The organism is Clostridium sp. (assembly GCF_051656525.1).
GTDB lineage: Bacteria > Bacillota > Clostridia > Clostridiales > Clostridiaceae > Clostridium.
In genome coordinates this window covers 1-26,716 of record NZ_JBOGCC010000366.1, presented here as the reverse complement: position 1 = coordinate 26,716, position 26,716 = coordinate 1, and the positions used below count along the sequence as shown (strand labels likewise).

Annotated in this window: 20 protein-coding genes and 1 pseudogene; 17 read left to right on the top strand and 4 right to left on the bottom strand. The window is 28.6% G+C overall.

Going from position 1 to position 26,716, the window contains the following annotated elements:
• The first annotated feature begins 81 nt into the window (after nucleotides 1-81).
• The 3 genes from lepB to ACRDDY_RS17825 all read left to right on the top strand — a co-directional run bounded on the left by lepB (nucleotide 82) and on the right by ACRDDY_RS17825 (nucleotide 4,960).
• A complete protein-coding gene (gene lepB / locus ACRDDY_RS17835; protein ID WP_438566274.1) occupies nucleotides 82-657 on the top strand; it encodes a signal peptidase I in 576 nt (191 codons plus the stop codon).
• Between the two features lie 82 nt (nucleotides 658-739).
• Nucleotides 740-2,851, top strand: a complete 2,112-nt coding sequence (gene ftsH / locus ACRDDY_RS17830) for an ATP-dependent zinc metalloprotease FtsH (RefSeq protein ID WP_438566323.1) — start codon at nucleotides 740-742, stop codon at nucleotides 2,849-2,851.
• 12 nt (nucleotides 2,852-2,863) lie between these two features.
• The gene (locus tag ACRDDY_RS17825) at nucleotides 2,864-4,960 is read left to right on the top strand and encodes a HelD family protein (RefSeq protein WP_438566273.1); all 2,097 of its coding nucleotides are present in this window, start codon (nucleotides 2,864-2,866) and stop codon (nucleotides 4,958-4,960) included.
• A 38-nt stretch (nucleotides 4,961-4,998) separates the two neighbouring features.
• On the opposite strand, the gene ACRDDY_RS17820 is transcribed toward ACRDDY_RS17825, so the two are convergent.
• Both ACRDDY_RS17820 and ACRDDY_RS17815 read right to left on the bottom strand, forming a co-directional pair.
• Entirely contained in the window at nucleotides 4,999-6,999 is a 2,001-nt protein-coding gene (locus ACRDDY_RS17820) for an oxidoreductase (protein ID WP_438566272.1), read from the bottom strand.
• A 190-nt stretch (nucleotides 7,000-7,189) separates the two neighbouring features.
• Complete coding sequence (locus ACRDDY_RS17815) at nucleotides 7,190-8,272, bottom strand: PRK06851 family protein (RefSeq protein ID WP_438566271.1); 1,083 nt, start codon at nucleotides 8,270-8,272, stop codon at nucleotides 7,190-7,192.
• A 376-nt stretch (nucleotides 8,273-8,648) separates the two neighbouring features.
• Between ACRDDY_RS17815 and ACRDDY_RS17810 the strand changes: the two genes are divergently transcribed.
• The 4 genes from ACRDDY_RS17810 to ACRDDY_RS17795 all read left to right on the top strand — a co-directional run bounded on the left by ACRDDY_RS17810 (nucleotide 8,649) and on the right by ACRDDY_RS17795 (nucleotide 11,158).
• Nucleotides 8,649-9,482 carry a transporter substrate-binding domain-containing protein gene (locus ACRDDY_RS17810; protein WP_438566270.1) on the top strand — a complete coding sequence of 278 codons (834 nt, stop codon included), beginning with the start codon at nucleotides 8,649-8,651 and terminating at the stop codon, nucleotides 9,480-9,482.
• Nucleotides 9,483-9,604: 122 nt separating this feature from the next.
• Nucleotides 9,605-10,291: an amino acid ABC transporter permease gene (locus ACRDDY_RS17805; protein ID WP_438566269.1), complete on the top strand. Its 687-nt coding sequence runs from the start codon at nucleotides 9,605-9,607 to the stop codon at nucleotides 10,289-10,291.
• Nucleotides 10,278-11,003 (top strand): amino acid ABC transporter ATP-binding protein, encoded by a 726-nt coding sequence (locus ACRDDY_RS17800; protein WP_438566268.1) that lies wholly within the window; start codon nucleotides 10,278-10,280, stop codon nucleotides 11,001-11,003. The genes ACRDDY_RS17805 and ACRDDY_RS17800 overlap by 14 nt, the downstream gene beginning before the upstream one ends.
• Before the next feature lie 32 nt (nucleotides 11,004-11,035).
• Nucleotides 11,036-11,158, top strand: coding sequence for a hypothetical protein (locus tag ACRDDY_RS17795; protein WP_438566267.1), 123 nt, complete (start codon nucleotides 11,036-11,038; stop codon nucleotides 11,156-11,158).
• A 326-nt stretch (nucleotides 11,159-11,484) separates the two neighbouring features.
• Here the strand turns inward: ACRDDY_RS17795 and ACRDDY_RS17790 are convergent, their stop codons facing one another.
• A complete protein-coding gene (locus ACRDDY_RS17790) occupies nucleotides 11,485-12,663 on the bottom strand; it encodes a cation diffusion facilitator family transporter (protein WP_438566266.1) in 1,179 nt (392 codons plus the stop codon).
• A 199-nt stretch (nucleotides 12,664-12,862) separates the two neighbouring features.
• On the opposite strand from ACRDDY_RS17790, the gene ACRDDY_RS17785 reads away from it, so the two are divergent.
• The 9 genes from ACRDDY_RS17785 (at nucleotide 12,863) to ACRDDY_RS17745 (ending at nucleotide 23,873) form a co-directional block, all read left to right on the top strand.
• On the top strand, nucleotides 12,863-14,158 hold the full coding sequence (locus ACRDDY_RS17785; RefSeq protein WP_438566265.1) for a M18 family aminopeptidase: 1,296 nt from the start codon (nucleotides 12,863-12,865) through the stop codon (nucleotides 14,156-14,158).
• Between the two features lie 217 nt (nucleotides 14,159-14,375).
• Entirely contained in the window at nucleotides 14,376-15,419 is a 1,044-nt protein-coding gene (locus tag ACRDDY_RS17780) for a galactose ABC transporter substrate-binding protein (RefSeq protein WP_438566264.1), read from the top strand.
• 261 nt (nucleotides 15,420-15,680) lie between these two features.
• The gene (gene mglA / locus ACRDDY_RS17775; protein WP_438566263.1) at nucleotides 15,681-17,180 is read left to right on the top strand and encodes a galactose/methyl galactoside ABC transporter ATP-binding protein MglA; all 1,500 of its coding nucleotides are present in this window, start codon (nucleotides 15,681-15,683) and stop codon (nucleotides 17,178-17,180) included.
• Nucleotides 17,181-17,196: 16 nt separating this feature from the next.
• A complete protein-coding gene (mglC, locus tag ACRDDY_RS17770) occupies nucleotides 17,197-18,231 on the top strand; it encodes a galactose/methyl galactoside ABC transporter permease MglC (RefSeq protein ID WP_438566262.1) in 1,035 nt (344 codons plus the stop codon).
• A 15-nt stretch (nucleotides 18,232-18,246) separates the two neighbouring features.
• Nucleotides 18,247-18,396 (top strand): hypothetical protein, encoded by a 150-nt coding sequence (locus ACRDDY_RS17765; protein ID WP_438566261.1) that lies wholly within the window; start codon nucleotides 18,247-18,249, stop codon nucleotides 18,394-18,396.
• Between the two features lie 107 nt (nucleotides 18,397-18,503).
• On the top strand, nucleotides 18,504-20,111 hold the full coding sequence (locus tag ACRDDY_RS17760; RefSeq protein WP_438566260.1) for a response regulator: 1,608 nt from the start codon (nucleotides 18,504-18,506) through the stop codon (nucleotides 20,109-20,111).
• A 9-nt stretch (nucleotides 20,112-20,120) separates the two neighbouring features.
• Nucleotides 20,121-21,911: a sensor histidine kinase gene (locus tag ACRDDY_RS17755; RefSeq protein WP_438566259.1), complete on the top strand. Its 1,791-nt coding sequence runs from the start codon at nucleotides 20,121-20,123 to the stop codon at nucleotides 21,909-21,911.
• Entirely contained in the window at nucleotides 21,908-22,846 is a 939-nt protein-coding gene (locus tag ACRDDY_RS17750; protein ID WP_438566258.1) for a substrate-binding domain-containing protein, read from the top strand. The genes ACRDDY_RS17755 and ACRDDY_RS17750 overlap by 4 nt, the downstream gene beginning before the upstream one ends.
• 22 nt (nucleotides 22,847-22,868) lie before the next feature.
• Nucleotides 22,869-23,873 carry a galactose ABC transporter substrate-binding protein gene (locus ACRDDY_RS17745; protein WP_438566257.1) on the top strand — a complete coding sequence of 335 codons (1,005 nt, stop codon included), beginning with the start codon at nucleotides 22,869-22,871 and terminating at the stop codon, nucleotides 23,871-23,873.
• A 27-nt stretch (nucleotides 23,874-23,900) separates the two neighbouring features.
• Here ACRDDY_RS17745 and ACRDDY_RS17740 read toward each other — a convergent pair whose 3' ends face one another.
• Complete coding sequence (locus tag ACRDDY_RS17740; RefSeq protein WP_438566256.1) at nucleotides 23,901-24,116, bottom strand: hypothetical protein; 216 nt, start codon at nucleotides 24,114-24,116, stop codon at nucleotides 23,901-23,903.
• Nucleotides 24,117-24,899: 783 nt separating this feature from the next.
• Here ACRDDY_RS17740 and ACRDDY_RS17735 point away from each other — a divergent pair.
• Nucleotides 24,900-26,716: pseudogene (locus ACRDDY_RS17735) on the top strand (hypothetical protein); the annotation flags it as partial.

The following is a 26,716-nucleotide window of genomic DNA, read 5'->3' as shown; positions in this document are numbered from 1 at the left end:
TTATAGATGCCCTAGTTTTAAAATTTTAATATCAAATATTTAGATGGTAAGTAGCTTAATTAAAGAAATGTAGGTGAATGAATGGGTGAGGAAAAGATAAACGAATCTATAATTACAGAGGGCAGTAACTTGCCAAAGAAAAAGCCAAAAAAAAGCAACATATTTTTTGATTGGATATTACCGATATTAATAGCCCTTGCAATAGCATTTTTAATCAATAAATTTCTTATATTTAAGGTTAAAATACCTAGTGGTTCCATGGAACCAACTTTAAATGTGGGAGATAGATTGTTAGTGACTAGAGTGTATGAACCACAAAATCTAAAAGAGGGAGATATTGTAGTATTCTATTCACAGGAGCTTGGAAAAGTATTAATTAAAAGATTAATAGGACTCCCAGGAGATACAGTAAAGATTGTTCAAGGTAATGTATATGTCAATGGTAAGGAGATAGACCAGAGCTATGTAAAATATCCAATGTCAACATATCAGGAATTTCATGTTCCTGAAGGGGAATATTTCTTCTTAGGAGATAATAGGGCAAATTCATATGATTCAAGATTTTGGAAAAATCCATATATTCCAGCAAAGGATATTATGGGAAAAGCAGTGTTTAGGATATATCCTTTTGACAATATAGGATTCTTGAAAAGATAGAGAAAGGTGAGGTGGAAGAATGGACCCAAAGAAAGACTTTAATAAGGGAAATGGAAATAATGATAATAAAAATAGTCCTAATATGATGAAAGGACCAGGAAAAACTGTAATTATATATATAATAATAGCAGTAGCTCTTGTTTTATCAGCAGGATATATTAGAAATACATCCATGAATGAGAAAATAAGTTATACTCAATTTCAACAATTATTAAATGATAAGCAAATATCAGAAGTAACAATTACACCAGACGAGTTATTAATAACTCCAAAAGATAACACTCAATTTAAAGGGAAATCATTATATACAGTGAATATTCCAAATAATAATTTAATACCAGAGCTACAAAAAGCGGGTGTTAATTTTACAGGACAAAATCCAACATATTCACCACTTATAAATACATTGGTTACTTATGGATTGATGGCTTTAGTTCTAGTGTTTATGTGGAAATTTGTATTTTCAAAAATGTCAGGAAAAATGGGTGGCGGAATGATGCCATTTGGAAAAAACAATGCCAAGGTATATATGGAAGATGAGATTGGAGTTACATTTAATGATGTAGCAGGTCAAGAAGAGGCCAAGGAATCCCTGGTGGAAGTAATAGATTATTTAAATGATCCTAAAAAATATACTGAAATTGGAGCAAAGTTACCTAAAGGAGCTCTTTTAGTAGGACCTCCAGGGACAGGTAAAACTCTTCTTGCAAAAGCTGTTGCAGGAGAAGCTAAAGTTCCATTTTTCTCAATTTCAGGTTCAAGTTTCGTTGAAATGTTTGTAGGAGCTGGAGCTAAGAGAGTTAGAGAATTATTTAAAGATGCTGCAGAAAAAGCTCCATGTATAATATTTATAGATGAGATTGATGCTGTAGGTAAGAGTAGAGATAATCAGATGCAAAGTAATGATGAAAGAGAACAAACTCTTAACCAATTACTAGCTGAAATGGATGGATTTGATTCAACTAAAGCAATAGTAATATTAGCTGCAACAAATAGACCTGAAATTCTTGATAAAGCATTATTAAGACCAGGTAGATTTGATAGAAGAATAATAGTTGATAGACCAGACTTCCCAGGAAGAGAAGCTATATTAAAGGTCCATTCTAAGGATGTAAAATTAGGTCCAGATGTAGACTTAAAAGAAATAGCAAGAAGTACTCCTGGAGCTGTTGGGGCAGACCTTGCAAATATTATGAATGAAGGTGCTTTAAGAGCAGTTAGAGAAGGTAGAAAAGAAGTTTCTCAAGATGATTTAAGAGAAGCAGTTGAAGATATCATAGCAGGTAAAGAGAAAAAAGACAGAATTCTTTCAAAACAAGAAAGGGATTCTGTTGCATTCCATGAGGTTGGTCATGCTTTAGTAGCAGCCCTTTTGGAAGATTCAGATCCTGTACACAAAATTACTATAGTTCCAAGAACTATGGGAGCTCTAGGATATACTATGCAACTTCCAGAAGATGAGAAGTATTTAGTATCTAAAGAAGATTTAATGAACCAAATAACAGTAATGTTTGGTGGAAGAGCTGCTGAAGAAGAAGTATTTAATCTTGTTTCAACAGGAGCATCAAATGATATTGAAAGAGCTACACAAACTGCAAGAAGTATGGTAACTGTTTATGGTATGACTGATAGATTTGATATGATGGCATTAGAATCAGTGCAAAACAGATATTTAGATGGAAGAGCAGTTAGAAACTGTAGTGAGCAAACATCTACAATAATAGATGAAGAAGTATTAAATATAGTACGAACTTGTCATAAAAAAGCAAGAACTATATTAAATGAAAATAGAGATCTTTTAGATACAATTACAACAGTTCTTTTAGAAAAAGAAACTATCATGGGAGATGAATTCATGGAGATTGTCTATGAAAAATACCCAGAAATGAAAGTTAAAAAAGAAGAAAAAGATAAAATAAGAGAGGCTGCTAAAAAAGAAGTTGAAGAAGCTAAGAAGAAAGCAGAAGAACTTAGAAAAGCTAAGCTTGAAGAAATAGCAAGAAAAAATGAAGAAAAGCTAATTCGTGAAGCTGAAGAAAGAAAAGCTAAATTTGCTGCATTAGATGAAGCATTAGAACAAATGCAACATGAAAAAGATGAAGCCGCTATAGAAGGTGAAGATAAAGTAACAACAGTAAATTTAGAAAAACCATCAATAGAAGAAAAAAATGATGGAGATGAAAATAACAAATAAAGGAGAATTCTTATGGATAAAAACATGGATTTCTCATTTGAGAGAGAACATTTAGGGGAAACCTTAAATGTTCTTAATCGTGAGATAATAAATTATATTGATAAAAGAAAATATATTACAGAGTATATTATAGACTATAGAAAAAAAGTAATTGAAGATTATAAAGATGATGAGGATTTGATTCAAGAATATTTTGACCATGAGGCGTATGTAAAAGAAGAAGCATTTAGAACTATTGATAGAAAATTAAAGGAGTTTACAAAGCTAAAGGAAAGTCCATACTTTGGAAAAATAAGTTTTATTGAAGATGATAGTATGCCAGAAGAAATGTACATTGGAAGATTTGGCTTAACACCAGAAGAAACTTATGAACCAGTTATAGTAGACTGGAGAGCTCCTGTTGCATCTCTTTTTTATAAAGGGACTCTTGGAACTTCAAGTTATGATGCACCATCAGGAAAAATTGATGCAAATATACTTGGAAGAAGACAAATCATTGTTAAAAAAGGTGAATTAAAAGGAGTATTCGATTCAGCACTTGATGTTAAAGATGAAATACTTCAAATGGTTTTAACTAATAATAGTAATGATAAATTAAAAGATATAGTTATGACTATACAAGAAGAACAAGATGAAATAATAAGAGCAGATGCTGATAAAGTAATAGTTGTAAATGGAGTTGCAGGTTCAGGAAAAACAACTATAGCACTTCATAGAGTTTCATATCTTTTATATAATCAAAGAAAAAGATTTGGTGATAAAATTTTAATTTTAGGACCAAATGATATATTTATGGATTATATAAGCAATGTACTGCCATCACTTGGTGAAGATGGAATAGATAATATGACATTTGAGGTTTTTGCAAAAGATGAAATTGGCTTAGATGAAGATATTATTGGTTTTTCATATTATATGGAAGAAGCTATGAATGGAAATATAAAAAATCTAGAAGACTATAAAGAAAAAAGTTCAAAAGGTTTTGTAGAAAAATTAAATGATATAGTTGAAGACTTAAATGAAAATTACTTTAAAATAGAGGATGTAAAATTCTTTGACAAACTAGTAATGACAAAAGAAGAGATAAAAGACTTATTTGATAATTACTATAAAAACATGCCTTTATTTAGAAGAAGTAAAAAGATAAAAAGAATAATAGTTTCAAAAATAAAAGATATGAGAGATGCGGAAGTTAGAACTTTAAATAAAGAGATAGAAGAAAAACTTAAAGAAGTAAAAGAAGATGTGTTAATCTTTGAAAAAAATAATGCAGACTTCCAAAGAAGAATAAGAATAAGAGAGATAATAAGAGAAGTTATAAATACAAGAACTGAATTAAATTCTTGGATTGAAAGAGAAAAAACTGTAGATATTTATAAAAAAGAATTGAATATAGAAAAGTTAACTTATATGGATTTAGTAGGAATTCTTTATTTAATGATAAAGCTTGAAGGAAAGAAAACAAGTAAAGAGTATAAACATATTGTAATAGATGAAGCACAAGATTATACTTATATGCAGTATGAAATTCTAAAAGAAATGACAGGATGCACAAGTATGACTATAGTTGGAGACAGTAATCAAAGGCTTATAGATACAAATGAAGAAGTAGCTATGGTTAATTTAGATAGTATATTTAAAGGGAAAGTAACAAATTACTCATTAAATAAAAGTTATCGTTCAACACAAGAGATAATGGAATATGCAAGTAAATTCTTAAAAGAGGAAAAAATAGTTCCATTAGTTAGAAATGGTGAGAAAGTGTTAGAGGAAGAAGTAGAAACACTAGATGAAACAATAGATACAATACTTTCAATAATAGAAGATTATGAAGAAGAAGGACTAGAGAGTATAGCTATAATAACTAAAAATAAAAAAGTACTAAAAGAAATATCACCAAGATTAAAAGAAAAAACAAAGATTTTAACTTTTGATAGAAATGATATTTTATATAAAGGTGGAAAAGTTATAATGCCAGCTTATTTTGCCAAAGGTCTAGAGTTTGATGGAGTTATAATATTAGAAGATGGAACTTCACCTGATTTAGTTAAATATATTATGGCAACTAGAGCATTGCATAGATTATCCATAATAAAAAAAGAAAGTTAAAGAAAAAGTATTCCTAATTTTAGGAATACTTTTTGTATTTAAATATTGCGCGCTATTTCATATGCATCCCATATTGCATAATGTACATTTTTCACATTTTTAGCATCGCCTAATAGATATATATCAGAGATATCATATTTTAAATCTTCATATAATTTATTTTCAGATCTATAACCAACTGCAGTAATTACAGTATCAGCTAAAATTTCTTTAGCTCCTTTTTTAGTACTTAATAGTACACCATGTTTTGTTATTTTTTCAACTTTAGATTCTAATAAAATATCTACATTATTAAAATTAAGTAAATCTTTTAACATATCATAGTTGGCAAAAGGAAGAGCATGTTCTCCACCTAAGATTTTATTAGTAGCCTCTATAATTCTAACAGATTTCCCCTTTTTGCTAAGCCATAAAGCAGTTTCACCACCAACAAGTCCAGCACCAATAATAACGATATTTTTACCGGCATTAGTTTCATTTAATAATACTTCATCAGCAGTAAAAACATTAACTGAGTCATTAGATGAGAATGGAAGTTTAATAGGAGTAGATCCTGTAGAAATAATAACTGTGTCTACATTTAAGCTTAGTATTTGTGTTTTATCCATAAATGTATTTAATTTTATATTTACTTTTAAAGAAGTTAATTCATGTTCATACCAATAAATTAACTTGTAGTCATCTCTTTTAAAGCTAGGTACTCCGCCAGGAATAAGGTTGCCACCAAGGGAAGAAGATTTTTCATATAGATAAACTTCATGACCACGAAGAGCACAAACTCTAGCAGCTTCCATACCTGCAATACCACCACCGATTATAGCAACTTTCTTTTTAAAGAGTGCAGGTGTAATCTTATAGTCTTCCTCTCTACCACAAGCAGGATTTACAGCACAAGATATAGGAACACCCTTACTTATTCTATTCATACATCCTTCATGACAAGAAAGACATGGTCTAATAGCATCAAAAATTTCAGCTTTAATTTTTTTTACGATGTAAGGATCAGCTAATAGAGGTCTTCCAAGTGCTACAATATCTGTTTGTCCTGTTTTTATAGCATTACTAGCTAAATCAGGATTATCCATTCTACCAGCAACAATAACTGGAATATTTACTACTTTTTTTACTTGCTCTGAGAATGGAAGATACATTCCTTCATTAAAATACATAGGTGGATGATTCCAATACCATGAATCGTAAGTACCAGCATCAACATTAAGTATATCGTATCCAGCTTGCTCCAGGATTTGTGCTGCAACTAAGCCTTCTTCAGTATCTTTACCTTTTTCAATAAATTCTTCGCCAGGAAGTGCACCTTGTCTAAAGTCTTTAACAAAACTTTTAAGGCTGTATCTTAATGAAACAGGAAAGTCATTTCCACATACTCTTTTTATTTCTTGAACTATTTCAACGGCAAAACGAAGTCTATTAGCTAGACATCCGCCGTACTCATCATCTCGTGTATTATATAAAGAAATAGCGAATTGATCTAATAAATAACCTTCATGTACAGCATGTACTTCAACACCATCAAATCCAGATTTTTTAGCAATTAATGCAGATTCTCCAAACTTTCTAATACAAGTTTGAATTTCTTCAATGGTTATTTCACGATGTTCAATTGAAGGATCCCAACGATTAGAAGAATGTGATGCAGCAACCCTATTTTTCATTAAATATGGCATTCCAACTCTACCCATTCCAGCACCAAGTTGTAAAAAGATTTTACTATTATATGCATGGATTCGTTCAGTCATTTCGCGAGCGGTAGTTATATAGGCTTTAGGATTTATAGTAGGACAAGGGCATGATGGCATTTCAAAACATTCTAAGCCATTATCAACGAGATTGACGCCGGTAATAATTAAGCCTACACCACCTTTAGCACGTTCTATAAAATATTCAGTTCCACGTTTATTATAAGCGCCTTGAACATCACAATATCCCATATTAACAACAGGAGACATTGCATATCTATTTTTTAAAGTTAAATTTCCAATAGAAAAAGAGTCAAATAGAATTTTATGTGATTCCTTCATAATAATTAGCACCTTCTTATAAAAAATTAGTTCGTAAACTTAAGTTAATTTTAAATCAAAAATAGCGGTAAATTTTTGAAATTAGAATGAATTAACAGAATATTCAAATATATGCAAGTAGATTTGATTTAAATAAAAAAGGTTTCATATTAAAGAAACCTTTTTAAATATATAAGGTAATAAACAATATTTATAGACTTTCAATTTCATGGACTATAGTGTCATAAATCTTGTTTACCTTATTAAAATCCATATTGTCTACATAAATTTTTTCAAGTGTATCATGTGTTAATTTTGCTTCTGTTATTAAAGATAGTGCTTTATTTAGAAGTATTTCAAATTCTTCCTTATTGAAATTTATATCTTCTTTTAAAGTTAGTAATTTAGTTTTATCACACATATTTTCAAGATTAAAGGTTGTGCCTTTAATTGTTAGTTTTGATATTTCTCCTTCTGAAAAGATTCCAGTATCTAATTCTGGAATTATTAGATGTGAAATTTTATTTGGAAGGATTGGATTGTGGTAGTATTCAATGTTATATCCGTAGCCAATTGCAGTATTTCCAAGTTCTTTTAGTATTTCGTTTTTTGAAAGTCCTGGCTCTCCTTTTAGAATGAATATTGAATCTAAGTTTTCAGCAAGTGATGATGTGTATGAGACAACTCCATTTGGACTAAAAGCTGTTGAAAATAGGTGTCTTTCTTTCCCTAGTGGAGCTATTCTGCAATTAGGGAATAGCATATCTTTTAAAGAAACATTAAATTTAAATAGTAGATTTTTATCTAAAGTACTATTATTCAAATCTGACCAATCTTTATAAAGTATGCTAGCTGCATTTAAGTATTTGTAAGCTCTTTTAAAACAGTTTCCAATATGAGAGTTTAGTGAAAGAATAGAAGATTTACTAGGTTTTATTTTTTCAAAATCTAAGCAAGTTGCTAAATCTATAATTGTATCAATAGCGCCAGGTGTTTGTGGATCAATTGTATGTGGTGCAGTTCCATCTAAAAGGGCAACATTTAATTCTTTTATTAATACTCCATCTAAGGATTGATCATCTGAAGAGCAGTGAAATTGTTCTATATTATAGCCTTTAGTTGAGAAGTAGAAGGCAATTTTTTTCATAAGAGATGATTTTCCAGTGCCAGGTCCACCTTTTAAGCAATAGATTTTAGTTGCTTCTTCTTGTGAAATTATATAGTTAAAAAATGAAAAAAATCCTTCGGAAGTATTGCCACCTAAAAACATATGACGATCTTTATTTTTAATCATAATAGCTATCTCCTTTGTATTATAAATTTAATAATAGTACAATATATACTTTTTGTAGAGAATATGTTCTAAAAGAGAAGAATAGGTATTAAATTTGATAAAGAGGCTAAAAAGTAATAGATAAAAGATAAAATAGATAATAATTAAAAAGTAGTATAGAGAAAAAGTGTGCATAAAATAAGTATATTGTTTTAGTTTTATGCATAAAAAATAATCTATGTATGTTTATAGAAAAACAAATAAATGATGTGTTTGTATGAGAAAAACAAAAAAATAAAAAATAAAAAATTCCAAAAAATGGTTGCATAAAAATAAAAATAAGATGTATAATTATACCAAGGTAAAAAAAGGAAATGAATTTATAGGAGGAGTATATATGAAAAAAGGATTTTTAAAGAAAATTATGATTGTGTGTATGGCAGGGCTTATGATGTTAAGCTTTGCAGGCTGTGGAGCAAAGGAAGACGGAAAAGGAGAAGATGTAAAACCTACAAATAAGCTTGAACAAGTAAAGAGCAATAAAAAATTAGTTGTTGGAATGAGTGCCGATTATGCACCATATGAATTCCATACAATGATAGATGGAAAGGATACTATTGTAGGATTTGATGTGGAACTTGCAAAAGAAATAGCAAAAGATTTAGGAGTAGAACTTGAACTGAAAGAAATGTTATTTGACTCACTTTTATCAGCAGTACAAGCAGATCAAATAGACATGATAATTTCAGGGATGAATCCAGATCCGGAAAGAGAAAAAGTAGTGAATTTTTCAGACATATATTATGAAGCAAAACATGGTGTTTTAATAAATAAGAAAGATGAGGCTAAATTTAAAGAAATAAAAGATTTAACTGATGCAAAAATAGGAGCACAGCTTGGATCAACTCAAGAGAAATTAACTAAGGATGTAATAAAAGCTAAAAGTCCAACATTATTAGCTGATGTAAATAATTTAATTTTAGAATTAAAAGCTGGAAAAGTTGAAGCAATAGTAACAGAAGAACCAGTAGCAAAAATGGCAATAAAGAAAAATCCAGAAATGATGCTTACAAAAATAGAATTTGAAGCAGATGGAGGAGGAAATTCAGTAGCAGTAAAAAAAGGTGAAACAGCTTTAATAGAAGAAGTAAACAAGACAATAAAAAGATTAATGGAAAGTGGAGAAATGGAAAAATTCATAATAGAAGCAAATGAAATAGCAAACAAATAAAGAAAAATGAAGAATTAAAAATTAAGAATGTAGAATTAAGAATGTAGAATTAAAGTAGGGTTTGCAAGGCAAATCCTTTCCTCTAATTCTTAATTTTAAATTTTAAATTAGAAGGGGGATTTATGGGTTACACGTTGGATTTTAGTTTTGTTCTGGAGTATTTTCCGGTGTTTTTAGAAGGAGCAAAGATGACTTTGATTATTTCAGCTATTGCTGTTTTGTTTGGGTCATTTATGGGTTCAATATTATATTTTTTTAAGAATGTTAATTTTATAGTTTTAAAGGTAAAGCCACTTAATATAATTGCATCTACTTACATAGAGATTGTTCGTGGAACGCCAATGATTTTACAAATCTTAATGGTTTATTCAGGGTCAGCTTTATTTTTAGGAATTCAAATAGAAGCATTAACTGCTGCAATAATTGCTGTTTCTTTAAATTCAGCAGCATATGTATCAGAAATTATTAGAGCAGGTATTGAAGCAGTAGATAGAGGACAATTAGAAGCTGCAAGAAGTCTTGGAATGACAAGAGGACAAGCTATGAGATTAATAATAGTTCCTCAAGCAGTTAAAAATATACTTCCTGCTATAGGAAATGAATTTGTAGTAGTAATAAAAGAATCTTCAATGGCTTCATTTATAGGAGTACATGACTTAATGTTTAGTGCAAATATAGTAAAAGGTGCAACATACAAGCCTTTTGAACCACTAATAGTTGTAGCAGTATTCTACTTTATAATGACATTTACACTAGGAAGATTAATGAAGTATATAGAAAGGAGGATGAAAGAAAGTGATATCCGTTAAAAATTTAAAAAAAGACTTTGGAAAAAATAAAGTATTAAAAGGAATAGATGAAGAAATAAAAAAAGGTGAAGTTGTAGTAGTAATAGGACCTTCAGGTTCAGGAAAAAGTACATTTTTAAGATGCTTAAATCTTTTAGAAACTCCAACAGATGGAGAAATAATATTTGAAGGTGAAAATATAATAGATAAAAAAATAAATATAAATAAAATTAGGGAAAAAATGGGAATGGTGTTTCAGCAGTTTAACCTTTTTCCACATAAAACTGTATTAGAGAATTTAACTATATCTCAAATAAAAGTTAAAAAGAAAAGTAAAGAAGAAAGTGAAAAAAAGGCAATGGAACTTTTAGAGAAAGTTGGACTTACAGAAAAAGCAAAAGCATATCCAAACTCTTTATCAGGTGGACAAAAACAAAGAATAGCAATAGCAAGAGCACTAGCAATGGAGCCAGATGTAATGCTATTTGATGAACCAACATCAGCTCTAGATCCAGAAATGGTAGGAGAAGTACTATCAGTAATGAAATCACTAGCAAATGAAGGAATGACAATGGTTATAGTAACACATGAAATGGGTTTTGCAAAAGAAGTAGGAGATAGAGTACTATTCATGGATGAAGGAATAATAATGGAAGAAGGAACACCAGAGAAAATATTTCAAAATCCAGAAAATGAAAGAACAAAAACATTCTTATCAAAAGTACTTTTTTAGTTAAGAGTTAATTTAAAGAAAAATCTAGGCTTATGAGAAATAGAATATCACATAGATATAAAGAACCAAGTTTTGAAGATATTCATGAATTTATTTCAGAAAATGAAAGTGAACTAAAAAAACTAATACAAGTAGCTGAAAAATATAGAGTATAAGTAAAACTAACTAAATTAAAATTAGAACTATAGAAAATAGCAATATTATAGACAATTATAATAAATGCTAAAAAATCTATAATTTAAGGTAAAAGATTAAAAAAAATAACCAAAGTAGAAAAATTAAAATCTACTTTGGTTATTTTATTTAACTTTCTGTTTCAAGGTTTGGTTGGATTTGTAGACAGAGCTACAAGAATTCCATAAATGTTAGGACTTACTTAAAGTTTACTTATATTTCAACAGCGATAAAATTTACAATCAGGTAAATTTTGAGTCCTCTTGAAGAATTGCTTGCAATTCCCCTAATTCTAAATTCTTAACTCCTAAGTATAATCATGATCAATAGTAATAATACAATTATACTCCGGATGAAGCTCTTTTATAGCCTTAGCTATATTGCTTTTTAAAGCTTGTTCATTCATTATTTTCTTAAGATTTTTTGAGTCTACAACTACATCAAAGATTAAGTTTTTAACATTTCCATCTCCAACTATTCTAAAGTCATGCATTGATTTTATTAGTGGATTGTATTTTATTATTTTTTCTACTTCATCATGTGCAGCTTGTATTTCATCTGTAAATACACAGATTGGATCCATGTGTATTACTAAATATATTTGTAGTTTATGTGATATTTCACGTTCTGCTTTATCAATAATTGCATGAATGGACATTATGTCTATATCTGCTGGAATTTCAGCATGAACTGATGCCATACAACGCCCAGGTCCATAGTTATGAATTATTAAATCATGTAATCCAGTTATATGTGGATATGAAAGTAAAAGTTCTTCAAGTTCCTTTACAAGTTCTGGGTCTGGTGCTGATCCAAGTAATGGATTTAATGTATCCTTAATTAATGAATATCCTGAATATACAATAATTAAGGCAACAACGACTCCTACATATCCATCTATAGGAAAGTTTGTAAATTTTGATGCTAAAAATGATATTGCAACACAAGTTGATGCAAAAACGTCACCTAAAGAATCAACTGCGGCAGCTTTTAATGCATTAGAGTTAATTTTATTTCCAATAAATTTATTAAAGCTTGCAAGCCAAACTTTTAAGAAGATTGAAACTATTAAAAGAATAAAAGGAATAGTTTCAAAAGTTACATGACCTGGATGGAGTATTCTTTCTACTGAAGTCTTAATAAATTCAAGTCCAACTAAGATTACTAAAAATGATACTACTAAAGCTGATATATATTCAATCCTTCCATGTCCAAATGGATGTTCTTTATCTGCTGGTTTGTTAGACATTTTAAATCCAACTATAGTTATTATTGATGAACCTGCATCAGAAAGGTTATTAACCCCATCAGCAGTGATGGCTACACTTCCAGTTATAACTCCAACTGAAATTTTTATAGCTGTTAAAATAAGGTTTATTATAATTCCTACAATTCCACCTAAAGTTCCAAAGGAATCACGTACTTTTTTATCCTTAGTGTTAGTATTATCCTTTACAAAAGTATTTACTAAAAGTTTTGATATCATAAATTTTATGCTCCTATTAAATAATATAAGGTTATTGTACCCTAAAAAAAATTATTAATCAATCTATTTAATAATTATTATTACTTAATAAAAAATGAGATTCATTATTAGCAGGGATTAGTTCTCTTTTATAAAGAATTAAATCTAACTTTATGGTAAAATGAAAGAAGAAGAACAAGAGAGATTAGGAGTGATACAAATGGAAAAACAATTAGCAAGAGAATTAATGGAGTTTATTGATAACGGTAAAACTGCATTTCATGCAACATCAGAAGTTCAAAAAATGTTAGATAAAGAAGGTTTTGTTGAACTTTCTGAAAAGGATGCTTGGCATCTTTCAGAAGGTGGAAAGTATTATATGAAAAAAAATGATTCTGCAATTATTTCTTTTATTGTAGGAAATGGTGATATTGTAGAAGATGGATTTAGACTTATAGGAGCACATACTGATGCACCAGGATTTAAAATTAAGCCAAATGCAGATATGGTAAGTGAAGGAAGCTACGTTAAGTTAAATACTGAAGGATATGGTGGAGCTATTCTTAGCACTTGGTTTGATAGACCTCTTAGCATTGCAGGAAGAGTTACTTTAAAAAGTGAAAGTCCATTAAAACCAATAGTTAGATTAGTAGATGTTAATAAGCCGGTGTTAATAATTCCAAATTTAGCAATCCACATGAACAGAACTATAAATGAAGGTTACGCTATAAACAAGCAAAAAGATACATTACCTTTAGCTGGATTTGTAAATGAAAAGCTTGAAAAAGAAGGATATTTAATGTCTATACTTTGTGAAAGTTTAGGAGTTAAGAAAGAAGAAATATTAGATTTTGATCTTTTCTTATATGAATTTACAAAAGGATGTTTAGTGGGAATAGATGAAGAGTTTATTTCAATTGGCGGACTAGATGATAAATGGATGGTGTATGCAGGTGTACGTGCTTTATTAGATAGTGAAGAGATAAATAGTACAAAAGTTATGATTGCTGTTGATAATGAAGAGATTGGAAGTCTTACATCACAAGGTGCAAACTCAAGTCTTATAAAAAGATTATTAGAAAGAATAGCAATAGGACTTGGAAAGAATACAGAAGAATTCTTTAGAGCACTTGGAAATTCAGTAATGATTTCAGCAGACCTTGCACATGCAGTACACCCTAATTTAGGAGAAAAGCATGACCTAACAAATAGACCTGTTTTAGGTGGTGGTCCTGTTCTTAAAATAGCGGCATCAGGAAGTTACTCAACAGATGCATATTCAGGAGCAATATTTACTGCAATATGTGAAAAAGCTAATGTTCCAATGCAAAAGTTTGTAAACAGATCAGATGTAAGAGGTGGAACAACAATAGGTCCAATGTCAGCTGCTGACCTTTGCATTCCAGTAATAGATATGGGAGCACCACTTATAGGGATGCACTCAGTTAGAGAATTAGCTTCAGTAAAAGACAATTACTATACTGTTAAAGCATTTACTGAATTCTTTAATAATTAGGAATTTAGAATTAAAAATTTAGAATTTAGGATTATGGAGAAAACTCGCTTAGGCGAGTTTTTTTATGAGTTATTGAATTTTTTTGATTTTGAAGATGGAAGTTTTTTGATATAAGTGTGTAGGATTTTGAATGGAATTTAATGGGAGTTAAAACTATAATAAGATTGTAAACGAAAACAAGTATAAAAATTTTAATTATAGAAGGGGATATGGATTTATGAAAAATGTAAAAAGAGTTTTAGCGATGGCAATGGCAACAGCATTAATGACTATTTCTTTAGTTGGATGTGGAGGAAGTCCTGCATCTGATGGTGGTTCTAAAGAAGGAGAGGCTGTAAAGATTGGAGTATGTCTTTATAAGTTTGATGATACTTATATTTCAACTGTAAGACAAAATTTAGAGAAGTATGCAGAGGAAAATGGTAGAAAGGTTGAACTTACTATTGTTGATGGTAAGGGTGACCAAGCTACTCAAAATGACAGTATAGATACATTGCTTCAAAAAGATATGGATTTATTATTAGTTAATTTAGTTGATACAGGAGCTGCACAAACTGTAGTAGATAAAATTAAAAATGAAGAAGTTCCGTTAGTATTATTTAATAGAGAGCCTGGAACTACTGATGCAGTAAAGTCTTATGATAAATCAGTATTTATTGGAACTAACGCAAAAGAAGCTGGAGTTCTTCAAGGAGATATTTTAGTTAAACTTTGGGAAAAAGATCAAAAGGCTATAGATAAAAATGGTGATGGAAAAATGCAATATGTAATGCTTCAAGGTGAACCTGATAATCCAGAAGCTATAGCAAGAACTAAATATTCAGTTGAGAGAATAAATGAAAAAGGAATTAAAACAGAAGAATTAGCAAAACAAGTTTGTAACTGGGATCAAGCATTAGCACAAAATGCTACAGAAGCGTGGCTTTCAAGATTTAAAGATGATGTTGAAGTTGTAATTGCTAATAATGATGGAATGGCACAAGGTGCAATAGCAGCACTTCAAGCTCAAGGATATAACAATGGAGATGCTAAAAAGACAGTTCCAGTAGTTGGAGTTGATGCAACAGCAGCAGCACAAGATTTAATAGAAAGAGGATTAATGACAGGTTCAGTTCTTCAAGATGCAGAAGCAATGGCAAAAGCTCTTTTAGACTGTGGATTAAACTTAGTTGATGGAAAAACTGCAACAGAAGGAACAGAGCATAAGTTTGATGATACGGAGGTTTCTATTCGTATACCATATAAGGAATTTGTGAAGTAATTAGGAATTAAGAATTAAAAATTTGAGGGACTTGCAAGCAAGTCTTGTGGGGGCTCAAAATTTATCTGGGGATAAATTTTATCGCTGGAAGGGTTTTTAATGAAGAGTTAAGAGGGAAGAAGTAAGAGTTTGGTAAAGTTTATAAGTAGGCTTTAGGGGACTCGAAATTTATTTGGCGATAAATTTTATCGCGGAGAATCTAATAACTTTTAACTCTTAATTATTAACTTAGAAAAATATATAAAGAGTGGTGAGGTGTTAATGGGAGATTCAAGATTTCTTCTTGAGATGGTTGATATATGTAAGAACTTTCCGGGGGTTAAGGCTTTGGATAATGCAAATTTGAAGGTTAGGCCTAGAACTGTCCATGCTCTTATGGGTGAGAATGGTGCTGGGAAGTCTACTTTAATGAAGTGTTTGTTTGGTGTTTATATTGAAGACGGTGGAGAGATTTTTATTGAAGGTAAGAAGATAAATTTTAAAAATCCAAAGCAAGCTATGGAGAATGGGGTTGCTATGGTGCATCAGGAGCTTAATCAGGTTCTGCAAAGAGATGTTATGGAGAATATTTGGCTTGGAAGATTTCCAGTTAAGATGGGAATGATTGATTCGAAAAAATTGTTCAATGAAACTAAAAAGGTTTTAGATGAATTAGAGATAGATGTTAATCCAAAGACGAAGATAGGAAAGCTATCTGTATCACAAAGACAAATGGTTGAAATTGCAAAGGCAGTTTCGTATAATGCAAAGATTTTAGTTTTAGATGAGCCTACATCATCATTAACAGAAGAAGAGGTGGCTCATTTATTTAAGATTATAAATAAGTTAAGGGATAAGGGGTGTGGAATAATTTATATTTCTCATAAGATGGAGGAGATACTTCAAATTTCTGATGATGTAACGATTATGAGAGATGGTAAATGGGTTGATACTATTGAAGCAAAAAATTTAACTACAGATAAAATAATAAAACTTATGGTGGGAAGAGATTTAGGTGATAGATTTCCACCAAAGGATAATAAGTGTGGTGAAGTTATATTAGAAGTCAATAATTTAACTGGAATGTATAGGCCTTCTATTATAGATGCTTCTTTTAAGCTTAGAAAAGGTGAAATATTAGGAGTGGCAGGTCTTGTAGGATCTAAAAGAACAGAACTTTTAGAAACTATATTTGGTATTGCAAAACATAGTGAAGGAGAAGTTATTCTTCATGGGAAAAAGGTTGATAATTCAACTTCAAGAAAGGCTATTGAAAATGGTTTTGCATTACTTACAGAAGAAAGACGTGCAACAGGGATATTTGGAGGACTTTCTATAAATTTCAACTCAATTATAGCAAATTTAAATGATTATAGCAGCAAAGGTGTTTTAAATGCTAAAAAGATGGAAGAAGATACACAGTGGGTTATAGAAAGTATGAGAGTAAAGACTCCAAGTTCTAAAACTGCTATAAGAAGTTTATCAGGAGGAAATCAGCAAAAAGTTATTATAGGAAGATGGCTTTTAACAAAACCAGAAATTCTTTTATTAGATGAGCCAACACGTGGAATTGATGTAGGGGCAAAATATGAGATTTATCAATTAATAATAGAGCTTGCTAAAAAGGGAAAAGGTGTAATAGTTGTTTCTTCAGAAATGCCAGAACTACTTGGAATTTGTGATAGGATTTTAGTTATGTCAAACGGGAGAGTAGCAGGAATTGGAGAAACTAAAAGTTTAACACAAGAGAAAATAATGACTATGGCAGCAAAATATATTTAAAGGGGTGATTATATTTATGGAAAAAGAGAGGGTAGAAAGAAAGATAGATAAAAAGAAGGTCATAGATTTTCTTCTTAACTATGCATTATATATTGTATTATTTTTAATGATACTTTTTTTTATAGCAAAGGAGCCAGGCTTCCTTTCATTAAAGAACTTTACTAACATTTTAAGCCAAGCATCAACTCGTGGAATATTGGCTTTAGGGGTTGCAGGATTAATTGTACTTCAAGGAACTGACCTTTCAGCAGGGCGTATTTTAGGGCTTACAGCAATAGTATCAGCCTCACTTTTACAGTCTTCAACATATGCTGCAAGAATGTATCCTGATTTACCAGTATTACCACTTGCAGTTCCATTAATAATTGCAATAGTTATAGGTGGAATATTTGGTGCAATTAATGGATTTGGGGTGGCTAAGCTTAAAATACATGCATTTATAATTACTCTTGGAACACAGCTTATAGCTTTTGGAATATCATGTCTTTATATTGATAGACCACCACTAGGAGCACAACCAGTTGCAAACTTAGATTCAAGATATACAAATGCAGTAAACGGTTCATTAAAACTTGGAAGTGTTGAAATACCATATTTAGTTTTTTATTTAGCAATAGTTGCATTAATTATGTGGTTTATTTGGAACAAGACAACTCTTGGAAAAAATATGTTTGCAATTGGAGGAAATCCAGAGGCAGCTGCTGTATCAGGAGTTAATATAGTAAAAAATATTATGATAATCTTCATTATAGCTGGAATGCTTTATGGATTAGCAGGATTTTTAGAAGCTGCAAGAGCAGGTTCAACTTCAACAGCAACAGGATTTAACTATGAGCTTGATGCAATATCTGCGTGTGTAGTTGGAGGTGTATCTTTCTCAGGAGGAGTTGGAACTATTCCTGGAGTTCTTTTAGGAACAGTACTTCTACAAGTTATAAATTATGGATTAAACTTTATAGGTGTAAATGCTTATTGGCAATATATTATAAGAGGTTTAATTATTATAGTTGCAGTTGCATTAGATGTAAGAAAATACATTGCAAAGAAATAATAAGGAATGAATAGTATGAATGAAGAAGTTAAAAAAGAAGAAAAAAAGACTGTTAGAGATACTTTATATGGAAAGATAGATGTTTCAGTTCAAACTATGGATAAGGTTTTAATAATATTATTTGTATTACTAGCATTTTCGTTAGTAGTTGGAATTTTAATTTAAAGAGTTGGCTTTTGCCAGCTTTTTTCTTGTGTAAAAAAATATATACCTATGATATAATTTAAAGGAAATAAAAGGTAAAAATATAAATTTATACAAGAGGTGGGAAGATGGATTTATATAAAATACTAATAGTAGATGATGAAGAAGAAGTTAGAGATGGAATTATTAAAAAGATAGATTGGAAAGAGTATGGATTTGAAGTAGTTGGAGATGCTGAAAATGGAAAAGATGCATTAGAAAAAGTTGAGAGGTTAAATCCAGATATTGTACTTACAGATATAGCAATGCCTTTTTTAAATGGATTAGAACTAGGAAAAATATTAAAAGAAACTATGCCTTCTATAAAGATAATTATTTTTTCAGGTTCAGATGATTTTGAATACGCACAAAAGGCAATAAAAATTAATGTAATAGAATATATTTTAAAGCCAGTAAGTGCAATAGAACTTTCATCAATTTTAAAGAAGGTTAAGTTTAATTTAGATAGGGAATATAAAGAAAAGAGAGATATAGAAAAACTTCAGAAACATTATAAAGAAAGTTTACCTATATTAAAGGAACAGTTTTTAATAGGAATGATTGAAGGGAAAACTAGAAATGTTGAATATGGACAGGAGATAAAGCGGTTTAATTTAGATTTTTTAAGAAATGATTTAGTAGCATGCATTATTAGATTAGATAATATTAAGTCATTAAGAAAAGAGGATTGCTTTGAAGGAAATATAGATTTAGTAAATATATCAATAAGTAAATTAGTAGAAGAAAAAATGAGTGAATACAGTTTATATACTGAATTTCTTTATTTAAATAAAGTTATTTTAATATGTAGTATAGATGAGGAAAATACTATTGATTTACTGATAAAAGGTTTAAATCAGATTTGTGATGAGTTTAATAAGGTTTTTAAAAAGACCATATCAATAGGTATAGGGAATATATGTAGTAGATATAAAGAGATAAAAAGATCTTTTAGAGATGCTGAAGATGCTTTAAGTTATAGGCTTATATTAGGTAGAGGAAAAACTATTTATATAAAAGATGTAGAGCCAAATAAGGTAGTAAGTTTAGAATTTACAAGAGATGAAGAAAAGAGATTATTAGATTCTATAAAGATGGGAACAGAAGGAGAAATTGAAGAATATATTGAAAATATTTTTATTAATTTAGAGGGATATCTTATTCCATTAAATGATTATAAAATTTACTTAATGGAGATTATGATTTCAATAATGAAGTTAATGCAATCATATGATTTTAAAGGAGAAGATATTTTAGAAGAGGAATTTAATTTATATAGCTTTATAGAGAAAATGACATCTTTAGAAGAGGTTGAAGATATATTAAAAAGACTTGGAATAGGAATAAATAGAAAAATAAAAGGAAGAAGAATAAACTCTTCAAAGGTTTTAATTGAAGAGGCTAAAAAGTATATTAAAGAAAATTTTAATGACTCTGAATTATCAGTTGAACAAGTATGCTCTCATTTACATGTTAGTTCCACATATTTTTCAACCCTATTTAAGAAAGAAATAGGAACAAGCTTTGTAAATTATTTAACTGACATAAGACTTGAAGAAAGTATTAGACTATTAAATACAACAGAAGATAAGGCATACATGATAGCACTAAAGGTTGGATATGCACAAGCAAATTATTTTAGTTATGTGTTTAGAAAAAGATATGGTGTAGCACCTTCAAAGTATAGAAAAAGCTAAGGGGACAATATGAGAAAGTTGTTAAAGAGAAAAATAAAAGATATATTTGAAAAACTAACTATTCAGCAAATTATATCTATTACTTTTACATTAGTTTCTATAGCTAGTATGTTAATTATAGGAACTATTCTCTTTTTTAGATATACAAAAGAGATAGAGAAAAGAGTTATAGAAAATAATATAGAAGTTTTAGAGCAAACTAATTCAAATTTAGATAATTATTTAAGAAAAATGATGAAAGTTTCAGATACTATTTATTATGATGGAATAAAGAAAAAAGATTTAGAGAAAGAAGATATAGATTTAGAATTAAAACTTTTGTATGAGGAAAATAAAGAAAGTCTTAATAGTATTTGTTTATTTTCAGAACTAGGGGAAGGGATAATATCATATCCTGTAATAAACTTAAAAAAAGATACTAATTATAGACAAAGCTCTTGGTTTAAAGAAGCAATGAGAAAAAAGGAAAATATGCATTTTTCAACTCCTCATATACAAAATCTTTATGAATATAGTGGGAGTAAGTATGAGTGGGTAGTATCTTTAAGTAGATCAGTAGAAATAAATGAAGGCGGACAAACTACTAATGGGGTATTATTAGTAGATATGAACTTTAAAGGTATTGAAAAGATTTTTAGTAGAAATAAGAAAAATAATGAGGGGTATACGTATTTAACTGATGAAAATGGTGAAATAATTTATCATCCAAGACAGCAGTTAATTTATTCAGATTTAGAAAAAGAGAATAATAAAAAAGAGGCAAACTATGAAGATGGTGCACATACAGAAAAATTTCTAGGAGAAGAAAGAATAGTAACTATAAAAACTGTTGGATATACAGGGTGGAAGATTATAAATGTAACTCCTGTGAAGGGTATTGTTGAAAGCCATAAAGAAATAAAGATATTTTTTATATTTATAATTTTTATGACTCTTTTTTTACTTGGAAGCATAAATATTTTTGTATCTCATAAGATAGCATATCCTATAAAAAGGCTAGAGAAATCTGTAAAGAAATTAGAAGAAGATATTAATGATATAGATATAGAGATTAATGGAAGTACAGAGATAAAACATTTGGGAAAAGCTATAAAATCAATGGCTAAAAGGGTGAATACATTAATGGATGAAATGGTAATTATAGAAAAAGCTAAAAGAAAAAATGAGTTAGATGCACTTCAAGCTCAGATAAATCCACACTTTTTATATAATACATTAGATTCTATTATATGGATGATAGAAAGAGAAAACTATAATGAAAGCGTTAACATGGTAAGCGCGTTAGCAAAGTTTTTTAGGATAAGTTTAAGTAAGGGAAAAAATATAATAACTTTAGAAAAAGAAATTGAACATGCTAAAAATTATTTAACTATTCAAAAGATAAGATATAAAAATAGATTTGATTACTCAATAGAAATTGAAGAAGAAGTTAAAAATTTAGCATCTATAAAACTTATAATACAGCCATTAGTTGAAAATGCAATATTTCATGGAATGGAGGATATGTATGGAGATGGAGAAATTATTATAAAAGCTTATAGAAAAGAAGAGAATGTATATATAGAAGTTATTGATAACGGAATGGGAATGCTTGAAGAGGTATGTGAGAATCTTCTTACAGGAAATTCAAAGGTGAAGGGTGCAGGTTCAGGTGTAGGACTTAAAAATGTACATGAAAGAATTAAACTATACTTTGGAGAAGGATATGGAGTAAGTGTAGAAAGTGAACTTGATGAAGGAACAACAGTAAGAATTCATATGAAAGCTATAAGTATAGAGGAAGGAATTTTAAGGGTATGAGAATAAGAAGAAGAGGAATTTTAGTAGGATTATTTTTATTAGTAATCATATCATTAATATTTTTTATAAATGAAGCTATATTTAAAAAAGAAGAAGTGAAATCTTATAAAATTGTAGTAATTACTAATGGAGGAGAATATAACAGTTTTATTAGATTAGAAAATGGAATTGATAGAGCAAAAGAAGAATTTAATGTAGATGTTGAATTTATAAATAAGGGAAAGAGAAATAATAAGGAAGAGCAAAAAGAAATTCTAGAGAAAAAATTAAATGAAGATATAGATGCAATAATAATCTCGCCAGTTGAATATAATTATATAAAAAATCAGATTGAAAATAGAGAGAAAAAGATACCGATTATAGTTATTGAATCAACTATAAAAGAAGGTAAGGTTACTAACATACCTTATAATAATAAAAAAATAGGGTATAAACTAGGAGATGAAGTAATAAGTCGTGGGTATTTTGATAAAGAGATAGTAATAATTCAGGAAGAAAACGATTATGTAAAAGAAAGAATAGAAGGATTTGCACAGTCTATTAAAATGACAAGAAATAAGATGAGCTTTATTAAAAATGAGAGAAAAGAAATTGAGAAAGTTTTAGGAAGTAATAAGGAAAAAATTATAGTTTCATTTGATATAGAAACGTTAGAGAAAATAGTAAGACTTAAGGAAAATTTATTTAGTTATAGTAAATCTGAAATTTATGGTGTGGGAACAAATAATTATTTAATTGGTGCATTAGAAAGAGGAAGTGTCAATGGAATTTCAGTTCAAAGTGAGTTTAACATGGGGTATCTAGGAATAAAAACGGCAACTAAATTAATTCAAGGCATGGATATAGAAAATGTAATCATAGATTCAAAGTTAATTAATTATGAGAATATGCATTATGAAAATAATCAAAGAATTTTATTTCCATTCAATAATTAAAAACTCTTTAGGGGGAAAAGAAATGAGAGGGTTTAAAAAAATAGCATTAATAAATTTAGTAGTAATTAGTGGCTTTGTATTAAGTGGATGTAGAGAAAAAGAGATAAAAGAAAAGGAAGTGAGGATAGGAGTTACATTATATAGTGGTGATGATGTATTTGTAAGATCAGTAGGAGCTGAAATAGAAAAAAGATCAGTAGAGATTAGCGAAGAGAGAGATGAGAAAGTAAAGGTAGATATACTAAATGGAAAAGAAGATATGGAAGTACAAAAGAGTCAAATAGATAATTTTATAGAGGGAAAATATGATGTTATATGTATAAACATTGTTGATAGAACAAAGAGTGCGGAAATAATAGATAAATGCAAAAGAGCAGATATACCAGTAATATTTTTTAATAGAGAAATTGTCGATAAAGATATGGAGAGATGGGAGAAGGTATATTATGTAGGAACTGAAGGCAGTGATGCAGGAAAGATGCAAGGAGAAATATTAATTGATAAATACAAAAAAGATAGAGGGGAAGTAGATAAGAATAATGATGGAAAACTTCAGTATGCTATTTTAGAAGGAGAGGAAGGACACCAAGATACAATTTTAAGAAGTGAATATTGCATAAAAGAATTATCTGAAAATGGACTTAATATAGAGAAAATAGATAGTGAAAATGCTAATTGGAGAAGGGATGAAGCAAAAGGCATTATGAAAAATTGGATAGACAATTATGATGATAAAATTGAAGTAATATTCTCTAATAATGATGAAATGGCAATAGGTGCTAGAGAAGCTATAAGTAAAAATAATATAAAAGAAAATAAAAAATACAATCCAATAATTATAGGCGTGGATGGAACAAAAGAAGGAATTAATTCAGTGAAGAGTGGAGATATGCTAGGAACTATTATAAGTGATACTAAAATATTAGCTAATGAAATATGTAATTTAGCATATAAATTATATGCTAGTGAAAATATAAATATTGAAAATAATATTATAAAAGTTTCATATAAGAAATTTTATAATTAATATAAGAACACTAGAACTGAAGTAAACCTAGTGCTCGCCCCTTGAAATTAAATATTGATGTTTGCTACGGTTATAAACTAGTTTAGCATTATCAAGTTCGTCACCATCAATGATGAAATAATTTCTTAAGTCTTCTAAATCACGTTGAATAGTTTTTTCTGTAACGTTAAATAAAGAGGCAGCTTGTCTCTTTGTTATACCGTCTCCTTTAATTAATCTGGAATAAATACTCAGTATCCTCATTAATCGAGCATCTTTTTTGTCTATCATAATAATCCTCGCTATATCTGTAAAATTGAATTTAGTATTAAAGTTATTAATTAATTAATAATAATACAAATATTATTATACACAAAAAAGTTGAACATTAATTGAACAATTACTATAATTTACACATTATTAATATGATTTTATTAAAATGATATGGATTTACATGGACATAAAATCAATAATAAATATATGTAATTATTAGATTAATATATGAAGAAATAAAAAATATCTATTTAAGATATACTTTTTATTCAAAATTGATAATACAACAAATATATTTATTGATATTTAAAAAAATAAAATTGTTTTTGAAGGAATATAAATTTATAGTGAAACAGTAAGTAATAATAAAATATACAAAAAAATTTATTTTTTGAGGGAAATATACATGACATTATACAGGTGGAGCTTTACTTGGTGCTGAAGCAAAAATACTGATTTAAATAAAGAGTTACAAGCTGAAAATTATAAAGTAAATAATGATTTAACAACTGCACTTATTAATTTAGAACAAGCATCAGAATAATATAGATAAAGAAAAATCACTTACACCAAAATGGTACAAGTGATTTTTTTTGTTAAAATATTTCTAAAGGAGAGATTGTATAAATCTCTTATTTAAATTTACCATAAATTATGTAAAAAAACAACTTTAAATGGATAAAAATGTAATGAAATTTGTAATAAATTCATAAATATTTGGATAAACTAAGTTGTAGAAATTTATCAAATTTATAGGTAAAAGAGGAATTTATTATGAATAAAGGAATATCTAGAAAATATAAGAGAGATCTTTTAAATGACTTAAATAATGGATATAAAAGATTAAGGGAAAGTTATAAAAAAATATATAAAGCAATAAAAAAAGGCGCAATAAAAATAGAAGTTAGTGAATGGATTTTAGATAATACATTTTTATTAGAGAGAGAGTTTAAAATGGTAAAAAGGAATTTTCCAGAGAAGTATTTCTTTAGTTTACCTGTAGAAAATAAAAAAGAACTCCCACGTGTTTATTATATCTGTAAAAATATAATAAAAAATGAAGTGAAGATGGATGTAAAAAGTTTAAGTGAATATGTTGTACAAGAAAATAAATATTTAACTTATGGAGAAGTTGTATCTATTCCAATTTTCTTAAAAGTATATTTATTACTTAAAATTTGTAATCTTGGAAGTTTCATTGGTGATATTTATGAAAAAGATGATGCAGAAAAACTTTTATTAAATGATGATATTAGAGAAGAAATTGAAAAAAGTATAATAGCACTTAGAAAAATAGAAGATTTAAAATGGTGTGATTTTTTTAAGGAAACATCTATGATGGAAATTCTTTTAAATAAAGATTATAGTGGTGTTTATGAAAATATGGAAGAGTCTTCGAAAGACTATTATAGACATTCTATTGAAGAGTTAGGTAGAAAATATAGTTTAAGTGGAATAGATATAACAAAGAAAGCTTTAGAGATTTCAAGAAAAGGATTTGAAGAAGGAAAGAAAGGACATATAATTCATATTGGATATTACATAGTTGATTATGGTTTGTATGAGCTTTTAGAAGAATTTAATATACATAAAAAAGTAAAAACAAATCTTAATGAGAAGGTATTTATTTTAGGAAATATCTTAGGAAGTATATTTTTAGATTTATTAATAATAATTTTAGCAAATATTTTTAGATATAATACTATAAGCACTTTTGAACAAATACTTTCATTTATAATAATTCTTCTTCCATGCAGTGAAATGGTTACATCATTGATTAATTATTTTGTTCCAAGATTTAAAAAAACTACTCATATTCCTAAGATTAATTTTAAAAATGGAATTGGTGAGAAAAATAAAACAGCAGTAGTAGTACCAACAATAATTGAGAAAAAAGAAAAGATTGATTTTTTAATAGATAAATTAAGAGTTATGTATATTAGCAATAAAGATGAAAATGCTTATTTTATAATACTAGGTGATTTTGTAGATAGTATAAAAAAAGAAACAGCATTAGAAAAAGAGTTATGGGAATATGGAAAATCTGAAATAGATAAATTAAATGATGAATATGGAAATCTTAAATTCTTTATTTTAATGAGAGAGAAAATTTATGATAAAAGTGAAGAAAAATATATAGGATGGGAAAGAAAGAGAGGAAAACTTTTAGAGTTTATGAAGCTTTTAAGAGGCGAGAAAACAACATATAATCTTTTTTCATCAGATATAGATATATTAAAAAATTCAAAATATATAATAACACTAGATACAGATACATTTATGAAAAGGAATATCTTAAAAAGATTAGTAGGTGCAATGAGTCATCCTTTAAATGAACCAAGAGTATCTGTTGATAGAGTTCAGCGTGGATATGGAATAATGCAACCTAAAGTATCAATTTCATTAGAAAGCAAAAATAAGACAATGTTTTCTAAAGTTTTTGGTGGAACTGGAGGAGTTGATGGTTATGGAATAGCTTATTCAGATACATATCAAGATATTTTTAATAAGGGGTCTTTTACAGGAAAGGGAATAATTCATATTGATACATTCTTAAAAACTATGAAAGGAAAAATAGAAGAAGATACAGT

Excerpts from the sequence above, each read along its gene's own strand:
- ACRDDY_RS17755 (WP_438566259.1), top strand. The coding sequence starts at position 20,121 with ATGAGAAAGTTGTTAAAGAGAAAAATAAAAGATATATTTGAAAAACTA.
- mglC (WP_438566262.1), top strand. The coding sequence starts at position 17,197 with ATGGAAAAAGAGAGGGTAGAAAGAAAGATAGATAAAAAGAAGGTCATA.
- ACRDDY_RS17780 (WP_438566264.1), top strand. The coding sequence starts at position 14,376 with ATGAAAAATGTAAAAAGAGTTTTAGCGATGGCAATGGCAACAGCATTA.
- mglA (WP_438566263.1), top strand. The coding sequence starts at position 15,681 with ATGGGAGATTCAAGATTTCTTCTTGAGATGGTTGATATATGTAAGAAC.
- ACRDDY_RS17805 (WP_438566269.1), top strand. The coding sequence starts at position 9,605 with ATGGGTTACACGTTGGATTTTAGTTTTGTTCTGGAGTATTTTCCGGTG.
- ACRDDY_RS17825 (WP_438566273.1), top strand. The coding sequence starts at position 2,864 with ATGGATAAAAACATGGATTTCTCATTTGAGAGAGAACATTTAGGGGAA.
- ACRDDY_RS17765 (WP_438566261.1), top strand. The coding sequence starts at position 18,247 with ATGAATGAAGAAGTTAAAAAAGAAGAAAAAAAGACTGTTAGAGATACT.
- lepB (WP_438566274.1), top strand. The coding sequence starts at position 82 with ATGGGTGAGGAAAAGATAAACGAATCTATAATTACAGAGGGCAGTAAC.
- ACRDDY_RS17810 (WP_438566270.1), top strand. The coding sequence starts at position 8,649 with ATGAAAAAAGGATTTTTAAAGAAAATTATGATTGTGTGTATGGCAGGG.
- ACRDDY_RS17760 (WP_438566260.1), top strand. The coding sequence starts at position 18,504 with ATGGATTTATATAAAATACTAATAGTAGATGATGAAGAAGAAGTTAGA.
- ACRDDY_RS17750 (WP_438566258.1), top strand. The coding sequence starts at position 21,908 with ATGAGAATAAGAAGAAGAGGAATTTTAGTAGGATTATTTTTATTAGTA.
- ACRDDY_RS17820 (WP_438566272.1), bottom strand. The coding sequence starts at position 6,999 with ATGAAGGAATCACATAAAATTCTATTTGACTCTTTTTCTATTGGAAAT.
- ACRDDY_RS17740 (WP_438566256.1), bottom strand. The coding sequence starts at position 24,116 with ATGAGGATACTGAGTATTTATTCCAGATTAATTAAAGGAGACGGTATA.
- ACRDDY_RS17815 (WP_438566271.1), bottom strand. The coding sequence starts at position 8,272 with ATGATTAAAAATAAAGATCGTCATATGTTTTTAGGTGGCAATACTTCC.
- ACRDDY_RS17785 (WP_438566265.1), top strand. The coding sequence starts at position 12,863 with ATGGAAAAACAATTAGCAAGAGAATTAATGGAGTTTATTGATAACGGT.
- ACRDDY_RS17795 (WP_438566267.1), top strand. The coding sequence starts at position 11,036 with ATGAGAAATAGAATATCACATAGATATAAAGAACCAAGTTTTGAAGAT.
- ftsH (WP_438566323.1), top strand. The coding sequence starts at position 740 with ATGATGAAAGGACCAGGAAAAACTGTAATTATATATATAATAATAGCA.
- ACRDDY_RS17745 (WP_438566257.1), top strand. The coding sequence starts at position 22,869 with ATGAGAGGGTTTAAAAAAATAGCATTAATAAATTTAGTAGTAATTAGT.
- ACRDDY_RS17790 (WP_438566266.1), bottom strand. The coding sequence starts at position 12,663 with ATGATATCAAAACTTTTAGTAAATACTTTTGTAAAGGATAATACTAAC.